We start from the raw sequence: 16,683 nt of genomic DNA, 5'->3' as shown, positions 1-16,683 counted from the left end.
CACCGCCCGGACAGCGCCGGCCAGCCGGCTGTGTCTATGGCTGTTCTCAGCGCAAAACACGCAAAGCCTGGCCCACGATGTCGAAGAAATCGGTGTTGTCCACGCTGCCCTGCAATTGTTCCGCACCCGGCCCGTGGGCATAGACGGGCACGTCGGCCCCGGTGTGGTTTCCGGAGGCATAGGACAGCCACAGACTCGCGTCCTTGGAGCCGTCCTCGACGTCGGCGGGATCGTTGGGGGTTCGGAAGGTGGCAGGGCCGAAGTTCTTTGGATCGGTGGCGCCCTCGCCGTTGATGATGCCTGTGGAGCGCTCCTCGTCTTTGAAGATTCCGCCGCTCCGCGCCGGAGTGGAGTTGTTCGCGCTGTTCCTGGAATCCACATTGGCTGGGGGCACTGCTGCTTCGGCGTTGGTGAAGGAGCCCTTTTCGATGATGTTGAACCCGCCCGTTTCGTGGTCTGCGGTGGCAATTACCAGGGTATTGCCGTCCTTTTTCGCGAAATCAAGGGCCGCGGCGACGGCGTCGTCAAAGGCCTTGACTTCATCCAGCGTTTGGGCAGCGTCGTTGTCGTGGGAGCGCTTGTCGATCAAGGCGCCTTCCACCTGCAGGTAGAAACCTTTGCCGTTTGCCTGCTCCTGGTTTAGCAGTTCGATGGCCTTCTTTGTCATCTCCTGCAAGGAGGGCTCGTCCGCCTCCGGTGCTTCAGGGTTGTCCTTCTTGGACTTTTCGAGGGTGAGGTTTCCTGTATTGAACAGGCCGAAGACCTTTTCACCGGAGGCCCCGTTCAGGTCTGCCCGTGTGGCGGCGATCTGGCTCGAGACCGAGCCCAGGATCGAGTAACCCTGCTCCTTCAGCGCCGTTTCATCCTCGGCGTCGAAGCGGGCCATGCCCCCGCCGAAGATAATGTCGGCAGTGCCGTTGCGGGCGATCTGGTCAGCGATGGGGGTTACCCGGACATCGCTGGTGGACAACTTGTCGCCGGTGACATCGGTATCCTGGCACGCGTCGGCGGAATAGTCAGGTCCCTGGCACCCTCGCGCAAGGACGTGGCTCATCTGCCCGGCAGGGGTCGCGTCCGTAATTTCTGCAGTGGAAACGTTGCCTGTCCGGTAGCCGGCCTGTTTGGCCAGCTCCATGATGGTGGGCACCACAGTGCCCTTGGCATCCACCCCGATGGCATTGTTGTATGTCTTCACGCCGGTGGCGAAGGCCGTGGCTGCGGCAGGAGACGCGGTGACCATTTCAGGCTTGAAGTCGGCCTCACCAGGCTGGCCGGAGTTCTTCTCCACGGAATAGGTACTGACAGAACCGTGGGAGGGGAGGGTTTCCATCACCAGCCTGCCCCCGGCACCGAAAAAGCGCTCCCTGGCAGCCGTGACGTGGGAGCGGCCCATGCCGTCACCCAGCAGGTAAATGACATTCTTTGCCGGTGATTGAAGGGCCGCAGGCGCCGGCCTGGTGGCGGTAAACACCGCGAAGGCGACCAGCGAGACTGCCACCATCACGCCAAGGACAATCCAGGCAATTCGGCGTGTCTTCCCGGCGGGACCGTCGGCCAGGAGTGCGGGCAGGGAATTCCCCATCAGCGGGCCCCACTCACTCGGTGGACGTCGAAGTCCGCACGGCCTTCAGCGAGGCAAGACGCGTTTGGTCCCGGGCCAGGGCCAAACAGAACGGGTGCGGGACCTGACTGCTGGTGAATGGCGTTACATTTCCTGATCCCACCAGGCGCAACGGCGGCTACCACAGAATTCCCCCAGACGAGCTTGTTAGATCAGACGAGCTTGTTAGATCACCATAGGAAGCAGTGATGGCGGAAGGAAGGGAACGTTTCCATCCTTCCGGTTTCTTCAGCGAATCTTGAGGTGCCGGGGATGGCGGGCCCAACGGCCCTGTTCCAGATCCGGCCGGGCTCGTACGGTCGATTAGGGGACCCACCTTCGAGCGAAAAGAGCCTGCGATGCAGCTAACCCGACGCCAGCTGTTGCAGGCCGGTGCTGTAGCCGGCGCCGGCGTCCTGTTCCGTCCGGACGCCGCCCTGGCCACCCGCACAGTTGCCCGCAAGGCCGGTCCCCTGACCATGTTCTCCGAGCAACTGCCCACGCTGGCCGATTTGGGAGTCCTCGATATGCGGGCCGGCGGCGCGACCGAACTGTGGATGCGCAACGCCGAGCACAGCTTCCACAGCCAGCTTGGCCCGACGAATACGTTCACCTACCGGGCCGCGGGCGCATCGCAGACCTACCTGGGGCCCGTCATCATCGCCCAACGGGGCACCCCTTTCACCCTCACCGTGCACAATCAGCTGGGAGCGCACCCGCTGGCTTTCGCCGTCGACCGTGAACTGGTGCCGCCCGGCAGCGACGACGCCACAGCCCCGCGCACCTCTACCCACCTGCATGGCGGCAACACCAGGGCAGGGTCCGACGGCGGCCCTGAACAGGTCTTTTCCCCCGGCAGCTCCTATACCTACCACTACGACAACAACCAGGATGCCGCCGGACTCTGGTACCATGACCATGCGCTGGGCATCACCCGTCTCAATGTCTACGCCGGGCTGGCCGGCGGCTACCTCATCCGGGACACCCCGGGCCCGTCCGGGACCGGCATCGACACCGGAGACGGAACGCACCTTCCCCCGCCCCCTTACGAGGTGCCGCTGGTCATCCAGGACCGGATGTTCAACCCCGGCGGATCCTTCGCCTACCCGCCCAATCCGGAGCTGACGGACAGCGACGGCACCCCTCGGCCCTGGGCACCGGAGTTCTTCGGGGATGTTGCGACGGTCAACGGGAAATCCTGGCCCAACCTGGACGTGGACCGGGGAAAGTACCGGTTCCGGGTCTTCAACGGCTCCAACGCCAGGTTCTACAACCTCAAGTTCCTGGCGGACGGAAACGCGCTGCCGTTCGCCCAGATCGGCACGGACGGGGGCCTCCTGGACACCCCGGCCAAACTCAACAAGCTGGTCCTGGGCCCGGGCGAGCGGGCGGACCTTGTGGTGGACTTTGCCGCCCTGCCTGCCGGCTCCAAAGTGGTTTTGGGCAACAACGCCCCCACCCCGTATCCGGACGGTCCCGTGTCGGCGAAACAGGGCGGGGTCCCCCTCCGCGACATCATGCAGTTCACGGTGCAAAGCCAGGCGGGCTACACGAAGCCGTTGCCGGCGCAGTTGCGAGCGCAGCCCATGACCAGGCTCGCGGGCCTGTCCACCGCGGCGACCCGCCAGATGACCATGGTGGAGGTTCTCAATACGGCGGGCATTCCCATCATGGCGCTGCTGAACAACCGCCCGTTCCACACCGCCGACATCACCGAGGTGGAAGGCGACACGCTTGAGGAGTGGGAGCTGATCAATACAACCGTGGACGCGCATCCGATCCACCTTCATTTCACCCAGTTCCAAACCCTCAACCGCCAGCGCTTCGACGTTGGGGACTACCTTGCCGCCACCGGATACGTCGACCCTGCCACCGGGCTGGTGACCCCTGGCCAGGGCGGCACCGTTCCCGTCACGCCGTTCCTGATTGGCCGCCCTGCAGCGGCACCCGCCAACGAGCGTGGCTGGAAGGACACCGTGGTGGCGATGCCCGGCGAAGTGACCCGGATCCGTGTCCCGTTCGGGGCAGGCGCAGCAGGTGGAGCACCATTGGCCATCGGCTCATCCTTCAAGGGCGAATATGTCTGGCACTGCCACATCCTGGAACACGAAGACAACGACATGATGCAGCGCTTCGTCATCGAATAGCCGGCTCCACCACTGCACCACCCCACGCCGGCACGACAACGCACGGCTTTGTGCCCTGCATGAAGCATCCGGCAACCCGCTTAGTAGACCCCCTACAAAATACCTGCGGTTCCACCCCAGTAACGTCGGCAGTACATTAGATTCCGCTTGTACAACACCGACAGGACTCCCATGAGCAACACCGACACCGCCGTCAAGAATCCCCCCAGCGCCGGCCGCCGCCGCTGGAACGCCACCGACCTTGGCCTGATCGCGGTCTTCGCCGCCCTCGTGGCCGGCGCCGCCCTTGTCCCCGGCCTGGCCGTGAACGGATTCGGCGTCCCCATCACTTTCCAGACCCTGGCCGTGATGCTGACCGGCCTGGTGCTGGGCCCGGGACGGGCCTTCGCAGCCGTGGGGCTCTACACCCTCCTGGGACTCGCCGGCCTGCCCATCTTCAGCCAGGGCCGCAGCGGCCTGGGCATTCTTGCAGGCCCCTCGGCCGGCTACATTATTGCGTTCCCCATCGCTGCCTTCATTGTCGGCTGGCTGGCCACCATCGTGATCCGGCGGACCGCCAAGGCCAGGGCGCTCTGGTTCTTCGTCTCCGCCGCCGTCACCAGTGCCGTGGTGGTGCACTCCCTCGGCATACTGGGGATCGCGTTGAACACCAAGGCCACCCTGGGGCAGGCTTTCCTGAGCGACCTCGTGTTCTACCCGGGTGACATGGTGAAGAACATCCTGGCAGCCGTCATCGCCGTGGCCCTCCACCGCGCCTTCCCGGACATCCTGGTGCGCCGTGTCCGGCGCAGTGCCGCCCAGCCCGCCAAGGCCTAAGGGACGCGCCATGCCCGCCGTAGCCTTTGACCACGTAACGGTTGCCGTGGAAACGGACAGCACACCGGAACCCAAAGTCCTGCTCGACGCCATAAGCCTGCAGCTCACCGAACAGCGGATCGGTGTCATCGGTGCCAACGGCTCCGGCAAGTCCACCCTGCTCCGCCTGGTCAACGGGCTCGTCCAGCCAACGGCAGGCAAGGTCACGGTGGACGGCAAGGACACGGTCCGCGACGTCCGGGCGGTGCGCCGGAACGTGGGTTTTGTCTTCACCGATCCCCTGTCCCAGCTGGTGATGCCCACCGGCCGGGAGGATGTGGAGCTGTCCCTGCGCCGCTCCGTCCGCAACGGAACGGAGCGGCGGAGGGCAGCCGACGCGGCACTGGACCGGCTGGGCCTGCTGGAACTGGCGGACCAGAGCATCTACGAACTGTCCGGCGGGGAACGGCAGCTGATGGCCCTGGCCGCAGTGCTCGCCGTGAATCCCTCCGTGCTGGTCCTCGATGAGCCGTCCACCCTTTTGGACCTCCGCAACCGCGAACTCCTCCGCAGGACCCTGGCGGGACTCGACCAGCAGATCATCATGTCCACCCATGACCTTGGGCTGGCACTGGAGATGGACAGGGTGCTGGTCATCGAACAGGGAGAGGTAGTGTTCGACGGCGGCGCGGCAGCCGCCGTCGACCACTACCGGATACTCTGCACGGACGGCCTCCCGGCTGGGGAACCGCGGTGAGGGGCCACGGCTTCCTGCTGGCCAACTACGTGCCGGGACACTCCCTCATCCACCGGGCACCGCTGGCGCTGAAGTTCCTGCTGGTCTTCGGCTGCGGCCTGGCCTCGTTCATCGTGGTGGACTGGCGGGTGTCGCTGGCCGTGTTGGGCGGGCTCTGCTGCCTGTTCCTGACGGGCGCCGGATTGAAGAAGCTCTGGGCCGCCGTCCGCCCGCTCGCAGCCGTGCTGCTGGTTATCGGCGTGTTCCAGTGGTGGATGCTGGGAGCACCCACGGCCGCGCGCATTGTCCTGAACATCCTGGTCTGCGTGGTGGCAGCCTCCCTGCTCACGGCCACCACCCCCGTACAGCGGCTCCTTGACGGAGTGGTCAGCGCAGCCGGCCCCTTCAAACGGTTTGGCGCCGACCCCGAGCGGTTTGCCCTGACCATCGCCATTATGCTGCGCAGTATCCCCTACATCGCCGGCACCTTCGCCGACGTCCGGGACTCCGCCCGGGCAAGGGGTCTGGAACGCAATCCGCGCGCCCTGATCCTGCCTGTCTTCATCACGTCGGTGGCATTCGCCCGCCAGACGGGCGAGGCGCTCGCCGCCCGCGGCCTCGGCGAAGCGGAAGACTGAGGCCCCGGGAAGGGTTCAAAGCCGCTGGTATTCCAGCAGCGCTGCAGTTCCCATGCCGCCGGCGCTGCTGATCATGGCCAGCGCAAGGCTACCCGGGGTTCCGGACCGGCGTGCCTGGGCCAGCAGCCGGGTCACCAGGACTGCCCCGGACGCGCCGTAAGCATGGCCCAGGGCCAGCGCGCCGCCATCGAGATTGGCCCGTTCAGCGTCAATCCCCACCTGGTCAAGGCAGGCAAGCGTCTGCGATGCGAAAGCCTCATTGAATTCCACCAGGTCCACCTGGTCCGCCGGGACCCCCGCAGCTGACAGCACGTCCCGCGCCGCGGCGGCCGCACCGACGCCCAGCAGTTCCGGGGCCACTCCCGCAGTGCCGCTGCGCAGCACCAGGAACCCGTCGCCCGCTCCTAATTGCCTCGCACGTTGCAAGGACGTGATGACGACGGCGGATGCGGCGTCAGCGTCGAAGCAGGAGTTCCCTGCGGTGACAGTTCCCCCGTCCACAAAGGCCGCCGGGAACCGCGCCAGGACCGCGGCGTTCAGTCCCCGCCTGGGACCATCGTCCGCGCCGGCAGTCCCGGCGTCCGTGTCCAACGGAACCAGTTCCCCGTCGAACGCCCCTGCGTCCCTCGCCGCCAATGCTAGGCGGTGGCTGCGCAGCGCGAATGCGTCCTGACGTTCCCTGCCCACGCCAAACTCCCGCGCCACGTTTTCCGCCGCCACGCCCATGTCCGGATCGCCGAAGCTGTCCGGCACAAACTGTGCCCGGGCGTAAAACTCCGGGCCGCCATCGTCGTTCCTGTACGCGCGCAGGGGCGCTGTGCTGGTGCTCTCCACCCCTCCGGCGAGGTACAGCGGGTTTCCGCCCGCTGCCACCAGCCGCGACGCCAGGACCACCGCGTCGAGCCCGGAGCCGCATTGGCGGTCCACCGTAATCCCCGGAACGTTGACGGGCAGTCCCGCCGCCAGCAGGGCCAGGCGGGCAACGTTTCCCCCGCCGCCCACGGCGTTGCCGATTACGACATCGGCCACGTTGCCAGGTTCCACCCCCGTTCCAGCCAGGAGTCCACGGAGCACGGGCGCGAGCAGCTCGTGGGCCCGCAGGCTCCGGAGCGCACCGTTGGTGCGGCACACCGGGGTCCGGAGGGCGGCAATGATGACCGGCTGCCGGTCCGGAGGGAGCATCTCAGCTGTCAAGGCTGCGTACCCTGCGGTCCCGGGACCTGATCCAGTCCAGCAGCAGGCTGCGGCTGACTTTGCCCCGGTCCGTGGTGGGCAGGTCGCTCAGCAGGTAATACTGGAGGGGGCGTTTGTCCCGGGCAAGGATGTCCTCAAGGCCGGCACGAAGCTGGGTGGCAGTAACTCCACCATGGGATGCAATAATTCCGGCCACAACCCGTTCACCGCGCAGGTCGTCGGGCATCCCGGCCGCGACGGCGGCGGACACACCGGGTACCGCTGACAGTGCCAGCTCCACCTCATGCGGATAGACGTTCTTGCCTGAGGTGAGGATCATGTCCGCGCGGCGGCCCAGGATGTGCAGTTCCCCGCGGGCCAGGTACCCCTGGTCCCCCACAGTGAACCAGCCGCCATAGGACCTCAGCGCCTCCCCGTCGTCACCCCAGAGATAACCGTTGCTCACCATGGCGCTGCGGACGCAGATGTTTCCGGGTTCCCTGTCTGGCAGCGGCAGCCCTTCGTCATCGAGGATCCGCACGTCGACACCCGGGAACGCCCGGCCGATCCCGGTTCCGCCGAGCACGGCCGGCTGGCTCGCGGCCAGCCCCGCCCCCGAGACGAAACTCAGTTCGGAAGCACCGTAGTACTCGAAGATGGTGGCGTTCGGAGCCCAGCGGCGGGCTGCCTCAAGGGTCCTCACGTCGAGCTTCGAGCCGGCACAGATAATGGTCCGCACGCCGGAAGCGTCGACGCATCCGGTCAGGCCGCGCTCGCTGAGCATCCGCAGCATGGTGGGCACCAGGACCAGCCGGGTGACCCGGTCGTGGGTGATGGCGGCATGGACGTCGCCCACATCAAAGCTTTCGAGGGTCTGGAACTCCGAACCGGCGTAGAGGCATTCGGCCAGGGCGTACAGGTTGAGGCTGGCGGCGAGGGGGCCCGGGGCCAGGGTCACATCGTCCGCGCGGAGCCCGAAGAATTCGATGGAGGCCTCAAAGGATTCGTGCCAGGACCGCCGGGACCGCGTGAAGGCTTTCGGGATGGAGGTGGTGCCGGAGGTGAGGCCGATCAGGAAGGTGGACCCCGGATCGCCGTCTGCGAGCTCATCATCCGGGGATACCGCTGCTGGCTGCGCGCACGCCTCCACGCGCCGCTTCATGTCCTCCTGCAGCGGGCCAGGCCACGAGGGGTCCAGGACGGCACATTGCCGTCCTCCGGCCAGTGCCGCCGCAAATCTTGCCGCAAAGTCGGCCGAATTGGCTTCGCACAGGGAGGTCACGGACTTGGTGTGGGGCACCAGCGCCGCAGCGGAATCCCGGAGCTCCGCCCAGGAGAGGCGGCGTCCGGCAATCACGACGGCGGTGTCGTGGGGCCGTTCCCCGGCCCAGCGCTGGATTCTGTTCAGGAAAGGCATCGGATCAACTTTACCGGCCGGCACCGGTTGATCTTCTGGTCCGCGGGTAATGTGACTTTATGAGTTTCAACGACAACGTGCAGCTGGACCCCTCCCAGGTCCAGGACCGGCGCGGCATGGGCCGCGGGGTAAAAGTGGGCGGCGGCATCGGCGGTGGGCTCATCCTGCTCATCGCGACACTCCTGGGTGTCAATCCACAGTTGCTGGAAGGCCTGGCAGGAGCGGGGCAGGAGCCGCAGAGCCAGGGCACCGCGCCGGCCTGCCAGACAGGAGCGGACGCGGACGCCCGGGTGGACTGCCGCATCACCGGCACCGTGAACAGCCTGAACGCCTTCTGGCCTGCCTACCTGCAGCAGTACAACGTGCAGTACCCGCAGCCGGAGACGGTGATCTTCGAGCAGGGCGTCAGCACAGGCTGCGGCACGGCGTCCAGCGCCGTAGGTCCCTTCTACTGCCCCGCCGACACCACTGCCTACTTCGATCCCGGGTTCTTCCAGGAGCTGGTGGACAGGTTCGGCTCCTCGGGCGGACCCCTGGCCCAGGAGTATGTGGTGGCACACGAGTTCGGGCACCATATCCAGAACGTGCTGGGCACCCTGGACCAGGCCCAGCAGGATCCCCAGGGACCTGAATCCGGTGCCGTGCGCGTTGAGCTCCAGGCCGACTGTTACGCCGGCCTCTGGGCGAAGCATGCGTCAACCCAGCCGGGACCCGACGGCCAGCCGTTCCTGGAGCCCCTCACCCAGCAGGACCTGAACGACGCCCTGTCCGCTGCCTCCGCCGTTGGTGACGACCGGATCCAGGAGGCGGCCACCGGACGGGTCTCCCCCGAGGCCTGGACCCACGGCTCCAGCGAGCAGCGCCAGCGCTGGTTCTACACGGGCTACGAAACCGGCGACATCAACCAGTGCGACACGTTCTCGGCACCGACGTTGTAATCCGTCGAGGTCTCCCCGCCTACTAGCCCCAACGACGACGGCCGGTCACCTTCGCGATGAAGGTAACCGGCCGTCGTCGTACTCAAATTAGATGTTGAAGCCGAGGGCCCGCATCTGGTCCTTGCCGTCGTCGGTGATCCGTTCCGGACCCCACGGCGGCATCCAGACCCAGTTCAGGCGCCAGTCGTCAACAACGCCGTCCAGGGCTTTGCCCACCTGCTCCTCGAGCACGTCGGTGAGCGGGCAGGCCGCGGTGGTCAGGGTCATGTCGATCAGCAGCGCGCCGTCGTCGTCCGAGTACTTCAGGCCGTACAGCAGGCCAAGGTCAACGATGTTGACGCCGAGTTCAGGGTCGATGACATCCTTCAGCGCCTCCTCGACATCCTCAAGGCTGGTGCGTGCAGCGTTGATTTCGGTCATGGCGGGTGTCCTTACTAGGCCTGCGCCACGGCGGGTGCAGCGGCAGCGCCGGCACCCTTGGCGTAGCGGTCGTAGCCTTCTTCTTCGAGGCGGTCGGCAAGCTCCGGACCGCCTTCCTCAACAACCTGGCCATCCACGAACACGTGCACAAAGTCAGGCTTGATGTAGCGCAGGATGCGGGTGTAGTGGGTGATGAGCAGCGTGCCCATCTTGCCTTCGGCGTGCGCACGGTTGACGCCCTCGGAAACCACCTTGAGCGCGTCAACATCCAGGCCGGAGTCGGTCTCGTCCAGGATGGCGAACTTGGGCTTGAAGAGTTCCAGCTGGAGGATTTCCACCCGCTTCTTCTCACCGCCGGAGAAGCCTTCGTTCACGTTGCGCTGGGCGAAGTCGGCGTCGATGCGCAGCTGCTCCATGGCAGCCTTGACGTCCTTGGTCCAGGTGCGGAGCTTGGGTGCTTCGCCGTCGATGGCGGTCTTGGCGGTGCGCAGGAAGTTGGTCATGCTCACGCCGGGGACCTCCACCGGGTACTGCATGGCCAGGAACACGCCGGCGCGGGCACGCTCGTCAACGCTCATCTCCAGGACGTCCTCGCCGTCCAGGGTGATGGAGCCGCTGGTGACGTTGTAGCGCGGGTGGCCTGCGATGGTGGAAGCCAGCGTGGACTTGCCGGAGCCGTTGGGGCCCATGATGGCGTGGGTTTCGCCCGTCCGGATGGTCAGGCTGACGCCCTTCAGGATTTCCTTGGTGCCCTGCTCCGTCTCAATGCTGACGTGCAGGTCCTTGATCTCAAGAGTAGACATGTGTCTTGTTCTCCTCTGCACCGGGCCTGGGCGGCGGCGGTGCGGTCTCTGTCTGGAAGGTGGTTCGTAATTCTGTGGTGCTAGCTGAAGTTGGGAGCCTCGGCGCCGTTGAGGACATTGGTGACGTCCACATAGACCTCGTCCCCGACGATCTCGACGGCGAACACCGGAACGGGATCGTAGGCGGGCAGCTGCAGCGGTTCGCCGCTGCGCAGGTCGAACTGTGAGCCGTGGCCCCAGCACTCGATGGCGCAGCCCTCCACCTCGCCCTCGGACAACGAAATGTCCGCGTGCGAGCAGGTGTCGCCGATCGCGTGGATCTCCCCCATGGAGTCCTTGACGATCGCCACCGGGTAGTCATCAATCAGGATCCGCAGCGCCTGCTTCAGCTGGATTTCATCCACCTTGCAGACAAGCTCGCCCTTTGGCTGGTCAGTCATCTGTAACCGTGCTCCGTGCCTTCTAGTTGTCCGTGAGGGCGAGTTCGTGCTCAACAGCCTCGGTCAGCCGCTCCTCGATGGAGGGGACCTTGATCTGCTGGATGATCTCGTTCAGGAAGCCGCGGACCACCAGGCGGCGGGCAACATCCTCGGGAATGCCGCGTGCCATGAGGTAGAACAGGTGCTCGTCATCCATCCGGCCGGTGGCGCTGGCGTGGCCTGCACCCTCGATCAGCCCGGTCTCGATTTCGAGGTTGGGCACGGAGTCGGCGCGCGCGCCGTCCGTCAGCAGCAGGTTGCGGTTGGCCTCGTAGGTGTCGGTGCCCTCGGCTTCCTTGCGGATCAGGACGTCGCCAACCCACACCGCGTGGGCGTTGCGGCCCTGCAGTGCGCCCTTGTAAAGCACGTTGGACTTGCAGTTGGCCACGGCGTGGTCAACAAACAGGCGCTGCTCAAGGTGCTGTCCGGCGTCGGCGAAGTACAGGCCGAACATTTCAGCCTCACCGCCGGTGGCGGTGAAACGGGCCGACGGCGTAACGCGGACCAGGTCGCCGCCGAGGCTCACCATGACGTGCTTGAGCTTGGCGTCGCGGCCGATCTTCGCCTGCTGGGACGAGGCGTGGACGGCGTCGTCGTTCCATTCCTGGAGCGTGATGACGGTCAGGCTGGCGCCGTCTTCCACGATGATCTCCACGTTCTCGGACACTATGGCGGATCCATGGTGGTTCAGGACAACAACTGCCTTGGAGAACTTCTCCGCAACAATCACCAGGTGCTGGGCAGCCGGGTCCAGCGAGGTGCCTTCAATGTCGACGCTGACTTCGGTCAGTGCTTCGAACTCCGAAGGGATGGTCACCACGGTGGCGCCGGCGAAGTTCTCCCAGGCGTTGGCGGAGACGCGGTCCTCGGGAATACCCGCGGTGCCGATGCGGCGGTCGTCGCGGCCGACGCTCTCCACGGTGACTTCCTCCGGGCCGGTGACGACGACGGTGGGTGCCGCGCCGGACAGGACCTCCGAGTGCAGCCCGCGGAGCCGCTTGAGCGGGGTGAAGCGCCAGTCTTCCTCCATGCCGGTGAGCGGCTTGAAGTCGGCAAGCTTGTAGGACGTGAGGCGGCCGGCGCGCGAGCTGTCCGGGATGCCAACGCCGCCACCGTGGGAATGGCTCTTGACCGCTTCGCCGGCCAGCGGGGCCTTGGAGGCTGCGGCGTTAATGGGCGAGAGGCTCTCGCCTTCTTCGGTGAAGCCGTCGATGAACGGCTGGGCTGAAGGCGCGCCGATGCGTGCCTTTTCAGTAGTGATTTCAGTCATCGTTATCCGACGGACCCTTCCATCTGCAGTTCAATCAGGCGGTTCAGCTCAAGTGCATACTCCATGGGGAGCTCGCGGGCAATCGGCTCGATGAAGCCGCGGACGATCATCGCCATGGCCTCGTCTTCGCGCATGCCGCGGGACATCAGGTAGAAGAGCTGCTCTTCGCTGACCCGGGAAACAGTTGCCTCGTGTCCCATGACAACGTCGTCCTCGCGGATGTCGATGTACGGGTAGGTGTCCGAGCGGCTGATCGTGTCAACGAGCAGCGCGTCGCAACGGACGGTGTTGGCAGAGTGCTTGGCACCTTCGCGGACCTGGACCAGGCCGCGGTAGGCCGCGCGTCCGCCGCCGCGGGCCACGGACTTGGAAATGATGGAGCTCTTGGTGTTGGGCGCAATGTGCACCATCTTCGAGCCGGTGTCCTGGTGCTGGCCTTCGCCTGCGAACGCGATGGACAGTGTTTCGCCCTTGGCGTGCTCGCCCACGAGGTAGACGGCCGGGTACTTCATGGTGACCTTGGAGCCGATGTTGCCATCGACCCATTCCATGGTGGCGCCCTCTTCGCAGATGGCGCGCTTGGTCACCAGGTTGTACACGTTGTTGGACCAGTTCTGGATGGTGGTGTAGCGGACGCGGGCGCCCTTCTTCACGATGATCTCCACAACGGCGGAGTGCAGCGAGTCCGAGGTGTAGATCGGCGCGGTGCAACCCTCGATGTAGTGGACGTAGGAGTCCTCGTCCGCGATGATCAGGGTCCGCTCGAACTGGCCCATGTTTTCGGTGTTAATGCGGAAGTATGCCTGCAGCGGGATGTCCACGTGGACGCCCTTGGGGACGTAGACGAAGGAGCCGCCGGACCAGACTGAGGTGTTCAGCGACGCGAACTTGTTGTCGCCCACCGGGATGACCGTGCCGAAGTACTCCTGGAAGATTTCCGGGTGTTCCTTGAGTGCGGTGTCGGTGTCCAGGAAGATGACACCCTGGCGCTCGAGGTCCTCACGCAGCTGGTGGTAGACAACCTCGGACTCGTACTGGGCGGCGACGCCGGAAACCAGGCGCTGCTTCTCGGCCTCCGGGATGCCCAGCTTGTCGTACGTGTTCTTGATGTCCTCGGGCAGGTCCTCCCAGGTGGCAGCCTGCTTCTCGGTGGAGCGGACGAAGTACTTGATGTTGTCGAAGTCGATGCCCGAAAGGTCCGCGCCCCAGGTGGGCATGGGCTTGCGGTCGAAGTACTTCAGGCCTTTGAGGCGGAGATCGAGCATCCACTCCGGCTCGCTCTTCTTGGCCGAAATGTCCCGGACCACTTCTTCGTTGAGCCCACGGCGTGCGTTGGCGCCGGCATCGTTCTTGTCGGCCCAGCCGTACTCGTAGTTGCCGATGCCGTGAAGCTCGGGATTCTTCTCGAGAATCTCCGAGATCACAGTGTTTTCGGCTACTGCTTTCTCTGATAGTTGGTCCGTCATCACGGCCTTTCTTGCTGATGGTTGGTTACTTCATTCAGGCTGGCGGGGGCTTCCGGGGGCTTTGTGGGCCCTCCTGAAGACAGCCTGCCTGTGGGTATGTGGGTGGTGCACACGTGGCCGCCGCGGGCCAGGGTGGAAAGCCGGCGTACGTCAACGCCCACCAGCCTGGAGAACACGTCGGTTTCCACGTCGCAGAACACGGGGAAGCGGGCAGCGAGCTGCTGGATGGGGCAATGGCCCTGGCAAAGCTGGACGCTGGAAAGGGCGGCCGGCAGTGGAGCTTTGGCCTCGATGGAGGCTGCCGAGGCCACGAAGTTATCGCGGCTCAGGGCCTCTGCCAGCGCTTTGGCGCGGTCGGTGATGTCGGGGCCGGCTTTTTCGATTTCCGGCGCATACCTGCGTTCCATGTCGGCGAAACGCTCGACGGCGAAGGCCCGCACTGCGTCCGGCCCGGCAACCTTCTGGAGCTGCTGGAGGGCGAGGGCGGCGATGTCCAGGTAGTCGTTGCCGAGGCTCGACTGGCCCTGGGAGCTGAGGACGTAGCGGCGTGCCGGACGGCCTGCGCCGCTGCCGGATTTGGCAACCCGCTTGACTTCAATGACGCCGGCACGGGAGAGGTGGTCCAGGTGCCTGCGGACGGCGGCCGGTGTGAATCCGAGGAGGTCCCCGAGTTCGGCGGCGCTGACGGGTCCATGTTCCAGCACGGCCGCAAGGACGCGGTCGCGGGTGCGCTCATCGGCGTCGGCCACCGGGCCCGCGGGCATGGCGCCGCGTTCCGCTGTAACAGCAGAGGCCCCGTGCCGGGCAACAGGCACAGCAGTAGCGTTGGTCATGGAATACACAACACAATAGTGTCGTAATTTAGTCCCGCATTCCAGTAAGGCGAGGCTGACCTGACCTCCCGCCCCCACCTTCTAGTTTTTGTCCAGATATGCAGACTTCACCGGCCCGGAACCCTGCATACCTGGACAAAAACTCCCGTTGCCGGGACGCAGCGGACTGCCGCTAATACTACTTCCCGTAGAATACTGGGGTGCGATTGCCCCTGTCCCCCGTCCTGTCCATCAACGGGCTTGTTAAAGATGTAGGCCCGCTCTCCAGCATGGACGGAAGAATGCTCCGGGTGGTGAGCGGCGTCTCACTGACAGCGGGGCGCGGGCAGGTCACAGCGCTGCTGGGTGCCAACGGTGCCGGAAAGACAACCACCCTGGAATGTGCCCAGGGCCTGCAGAGGCGCAGCGGCGGTACCATCTCCCTGCTCGGCGAGGACCCCGCAACCGCAGGCGCGGACCTGCGCTCCCGCGTCGGTGTGATGCTTCAGGACGGCGGCCTCCCGCCGTCGGCCCGTCCCCTCCCCCTGCTGCGGCACATTGCCGGCCTTTATGCACACCCCTGGCCCGTGGACGACCTTGTCCAAAGACTCGGCATCGACACCTTCAGCCGGACCACCGTGCGGCGGCTTTCGGGCGGACAAAAGCAGCGCCTGGCCCTCGCCGCCGCCCTGGTGGGGAGGCCGGAGGTCCTGTTCCTTGACGAGCCGAGCGCCGGCCTGGATCCGCAGTCCCGCCAGCTGGTGTTCGAGCTGATTGGGGAACTGCGCGATGCGGGGATGGGAATCATCCTCACCACTCACCTGATGGACGACGCCCAGCGGCTGGCGGACTACGTGTACATCATTGACGGCGGCCGGAACGTCGCGGAGGGAACAGTCCAGGAGCTGCTGCAGCGCGGACCCGCCGTGGACGCCGGCGCAGACCATGTGCGCACCCTCTCCTTCGACGCGGCGCCGGGGCTGGACCTGTCCGGCGTGCTGCCGGCCGACGTCGTGGTCCTGGAGGAACGGGCGGGAAGCTATACCGCTACCGGCGCCCTGACTCCCAAGCACCTTGCCGCACTGGCCGAATGGTGGGCACTGCACGACGTCATGCCCGCCGCCATGGCCCTGCAGGCGCGTAGCCTTGAAGACGTCTTCCTGGACATCTCGGGAAAGGACATCCGATGAACCCGACCCCCGCGGGCACCGCACCCGCCACCGGGGCGGGAGCACCTGCCCTGCAGCGGCCGGCCCCCCTGCTCCGGCGCATCCTGTTGCAGGGCAAATACGAGGCACTTGCCATGCTGCGCAACGGCGAGCAGCTGATCCTCGCGGTGGTATTGCCGCTGCTTGCGCTCGTTGGCCTGACCGTTACGCCGTTCCTGGACGGCCTGGGTCCGAGCCGCATTGATGTGGCAGTCCCGGGGATCCTTGCACTCTGCGCCATGTCCACGGCGTTTACCGGGCAGGGCATCGCTACGGGATTCGACCGCCGGTACGGTGTGCTGCGCTTCCTGTCCACCACCCCCTTGGGCCGGGGCGGGCTGATTGCCGGCAAGGTGCTTTCCGTCCTGGCGGTGCTGTGCCTGCAGGTTGCCGTGGTGGCAGTGGTCGGGTATGCCCTCGGATGGCAGCCGACGGCGGCGGGGTGGGTTCCCGCGCTGCTCCTCCTGGCGCTGGGCGCGGCGGCGTTCACCGCCCTGGGGCTGCTGGTGGCCGGGACGGTCCGCCCCGAGGCCACGCTGGCCATCACCAACCTGCTCTGGATCCTCCTCGGAGCCCTCGGCGGAATCGTTATTCCTGCCGAACGGCTGCCCGCCGCCGCCCAGCAGATCGTGGGACTCCTCCCCTCGGGCGCGCTCGGCGAAGCCCTCCGGGACGCCTTCCTGCACGGTGCGCTGAACGGCGCAGCCGCCCTCATACTGGTGCTCTGGACAGTTACTGCCGGGGCCGCAGCAATCCGTTGGTTCAAGTGGAATTGAGATAC

General features: G+C 65.9%; 16 protein-coding genes. 7 read left to right on the top strand and 9 right to left on the bottom strand.

The features are described from left to right. Positions 1-46 precede the first annotated feature (46 nt). On the bottom strand, positions 47-1,582 hold the full coding sequence (locus ACIQF4_RS04285; RefSeq protein WP_350003383.1) for an alkaline phosphatase: 1,536 nt from the start codon (positions 1,580-1,582) through the stop codon (positions 47-49). Between the two features lie 377 nt (positions 1,583-1,959). Here ACIQF4_RS04285 and ACIQF4_RS04280 point away from each other — a divergent pair, with 377 nt between their 5' ends. From ACIQF4_RS04280 to ACIQF4_RS04265, 4 genes are all read left to right on the top strand, one after another. Then, positions 1,960-3,747 carry a multicopper oxidase family protein gene (locus ACIQF4_RS04280; RefSeq protein WP_400515562.1) on the top strand — a complete coding sequence of 596 codons (1,788 nt, stop codon included), beginning with the start codon at positions 1,960-1,962 and terminating at the stop codon, positions 3,745-3,747. A 171-nt stretch (positions 3,748-3,918) separates the two neighbouring features. Beyond that, the gene (locus tag ACIQF4_RS04275) at positions 3,919-4,563 is read left to right on the top strand and encodes a biotin transporter BioY (protein WP_400515563.1); all 645 of its coding nucleotides are present in this window, start codon (positions 3,919-3,921) and stop codon (positions 4,561-4,563) included. 10 nt (positions 4,564-4,573) lie between these two features. Beyond that, positions 4,574-5,299: an energy-coupling factor ABC transporter ATP-binding protein gene (locus tag ACIQF4_RS04270; protein ID WP_400515565.1), complete on the top strand. Its 726-nt coding sequence runs from the start codon at positions 4,574-4,576 to the stop codon at positions 5,297-5,299. Beyond that, positions 5,296-5,916 carry an energy-coupling factor transporter transmembrane component T family protein gene (locus ACIQF4_RS04265; protein ID WP_400515567.1) on the top strand — a complete coding sequence of 207 codons (621 nt, stop codon included), beginning with the start codon at positions 5,296-5,298 and terminating at the stop codon, positions 5,914-5,916. Before ACIQF4_RS04270 ends, ACIQF4_RS04265 begins: the two co-directional genes overlap by 4 nt. A gap of 15 nt (positions 5,917-5,931) precedes the next feature. Here ACIQF4_RS04265 and ACIQF4_RS04260 read toward each other — a convergent pair whose 3' ends face one another. Both ACIQF4_RS04260 and ACIQF4_RS04255 read right to left on the bottom strand, forming a co-directional pair. After that, entirely contained in the window at positions 5,932-7,098 is a 1,167-nt protein-coding gene (locus ACIQF4_RS04260; RefSeq protein WP_400515569.1) for a thiolase family protein, read from the bottom strand. 1 nt (position 7,099) lies between these two features. Further along, positions 7,100-8,506 (bottom strand): class I adenylate-forming enzyme family protein, encoded by a 1,407-nt coding sequence (locus ACIQF4_RS04255; protein ID WP_400515571.1) that lies wholly within the window; start codon positions 8,504-8,506, stop codon positions 7,100-7,102. 59 nt (positions 8,507-8,565) lie between these two features. Between ACIQF4_RS04255 and ACIQF4_RS04250 the strand changes: the two genes are divergently transcribed. Then, complete coding sequence (locus tag ACIQF4_RS04250) at positions 8,566-9,444, top strand: neutral zinc metallopeptidase (protein ID WP_350003395.1); 879 nt, start codon at positions 8,566-8,568, stop codon at positions 9,442-9,444. 87 nt (positions 9,445-9,531) lie between these two features. Here the strand turns inward: ACIQF4_RS04250 and ACIQF4_RS04245 are convergent, their stop codons facing one another. The 6 genes from ACIQF4_RS04245 to ACIQF4_RS04220 all read right to left on the bottom strand — a co-directional run bounded on the left by ACIQF4_RS04245 (position 9,532) and on the right by ACIQF4_RS04220 (position 14,724). Then, positions 9,532-9,864, bottom strand: coding sequence for a metal-sulfur cluster assembly factor (locus ACIQF4_RS04245; RefSeq protein ID WP_066275677.1), 333 nt, complete (start codon positions 9,862-9,864; stop codon positions 9,532-9,534). 14 nt (positions 9,865-9,878) lie between these two features. After that, the gene (gene sufC / locus ACIQF4_RS04240) at positions 9,879-10,667 is read right to left on the bottom strand and encodes a Fe-S cluster assembly ATPase SufC (protein WP_066275675.1); all 789 of its coding nucleotides are present in this window, start codon (positions 10,665-10,667) and stop codon (positions 9,879-9,881) included. An 80-nt stretch (positions 10,668-10,747) separates the two neighbouring features. Further along, a complete protein-coding gene (locus tag ACIQF4_RS04235; RefSeq protein ID WP_066275674.1) occupies positions 10,748-11,107 on the bottom strand; it encodes a non-heme iron oxygenase ferredoxin subunit in 360 nt (119 codons plus the stop codon). A gap of 22 nt (positions 11,108-11,129) precedes the next feature. Then, positions 11,130-12,416, bottom strand: coding sequence for a Fe-S cluster assembly protein SufD (gene sufD, locus ACIQF4_RS04230; RefSeq protein ID WP_350003398.1), 1,287 nt, complete (start codon positions 12,414-12,416; stop codon positions 11,130-11,132). A 2-nt stretch (positions 12,417-12,418) separates the two neighbouring features. Continuing rightward, complete coding sequence (sufB, locus tag ACIQF4_RS04225) at positions 12,419-13,882, bottom strand: Fe-S cluster assembly protein SufB (RefSeq protein WP_104187272.1); 1,464 nt, start codon at positions 13,880-13,882, stop codon at positions 12,419-12,421. Next, positions 13,882-14,724 carry a helix-turn-helix transcriptional regulator gene (locus tag ACIQF4_RS04220; protein WP_400515574.1) on the bottom strand — a complete coding sequence of 281 codons (843 nt, stop codon included), beginning with the start codon at positions 14,722-14,724 and terminating at the stop codon, positions 13,882-13,884. The genes sufB and ACIQF4_RS04220 overlap by 1 nt, the downstream gene beginning before the upstream one ends. A gap of 191 nt (positions 14,725-14,915) precedes the next feature. On the opposite strand from ACIQF4_RS04220, the gene ACIQF4_RS04215 reads away from it, so the two are divergent. Then, a complete protein-coding gene (locus tag ACIQF4_RS04215; protein WP_400515576.1) occupies positions 14,916-15,884 on the top strand; it encodes an ABC transporter ATP-binding protein in 969 nt (322 codons plus the stop codon). Further along, positions 15,881-16,678 (top strand): ABC transporter permease, encoded by a 798-nt coding sequence (locus ACIQF4_RS04210; RefSeq protein WP_400515578.1) that lies wholly within the window; start codon positions 15,881-15,883, stop codon positions 16,676-16,678. Before ACIQF4_RS04215 ends, ACIQF4_RS04210 begins: the two co-directional genes overlap by 4 nt. Positions 16,679-16,683 lie beyond the last annotated feature (5 nt).

Origin of the sequence: Pseudarthrobacter sp. NPDC092202 (assembly GCF_044755505.1) — a bacterium.
GTDB lineage: Bacteria > Actinomycetota > Actinomycetes > Actinomycetales > Micrococcaceae > Arthrobacter.
This window is presented reverse-complemented; position numbering and strand designations above follow the sequence as displayed.

What these genes read in the sequence shown, in the direction of transcription:
- ACIQF4_RS04275 (WP_400515563.1), top strand. Translation starts at nt 3,919, where the DNA reads ATGAGCAACACCGACACCGCCGTCAAGAATCCCCCCAGCGCCGGCCGC.
- ACIQF4_RS04210 (WP_400515578.1), top strand. Translation starts at nt 15,881, where the DNA reads ATGAACCCGACCCCCGCGGGCACCGCACCCGCCACCGGGGCGGGAGCA.
- ACIQF4_RS04260 (WP_400515569.1), bottom strand. Translation starts at nt 7,098, where the DNA reads ATGCTCCCTCCGGACCGGCAGCCGGTCATCATTGCCGCCCTCCGGACC.
- sufD (WP_350003398.1), bottom strand. Translation starts at nt 12,416, where the DNA reads ATGACTGAAATCACTACTGAAAAGGCACGCATCGGCGCGCCTTCAGCC.
- ACIQF4_RS04235 (WP_066275674.1), bottom strand. Translation starts at nt 11,107, where the DNA reads ATGACTGACCAGCCAAAGGGCGAGCTTGTCTGCAAGGTGGATGAAATC.
- sufB (WP_104187272.1), bottom strand. Translation starts at nt 13,882, where the DNA reads ATGACGGACCAACTATCAGAGAAAGCAGTAGCCGAAAACACTGTGATC.
- ACIQF4_RS04245 (WP_066275677.1), bottom strand. Translation starts at nt 9,864, where the DNA reads ATGACCGAAATCAACGCTGCACGCACCAGCCTTGAGGATGTCGAGGAG.
- ACIQF4_RS04270 (WP_400515565.1), top strand. Translation starts at nt 4,574, where the DNA reads ATGCCCGCCGTAGCCTTTGACCACGTAACGGTTGCCGTGGAAACGGAC.
- ACIQF4_RS04285 (WP_350003383.1), bottom strand. Translation starts at nt 1,582, where the DNA reads ATGGGGAATTCCCTGCCCGCACTCCTGGCCGACGGTCCCGCCGGGAAG.
- ACIQF4_RS04250 (WP_350003395.1), top strand. Translation starts at nt 8,566, where the DNA reads ATGAGTTTCAACGACAACGTGCAGCTGGACCCCTCCCAGGTCCAGGAC.
- ACIQF4_RS04280 (WP_400515562.1), top strand. Translation starts at nt 1,960, where the DNA reads ATGCAGCTAACCCGACGCCAGCTGTTGCAGGCCGGTGCTGTAGCCGGC.
- ACIQF4_RS04255 (WP_400515571.1), bottom strand. Translation starts at nt 8,506, where the DNA reads ATGCCTTTCCTGAACAGAATCCAGCGCTGGGCCGGGGAACGGCCCCAC.
- sufC (WP_066275675.1), bottom strand. Translation starts at nt 10,667, where the DNA reads ATGTCTACTCTTGAGATCAAGGACCTGCACGTCAGCATTGAGACGGAG.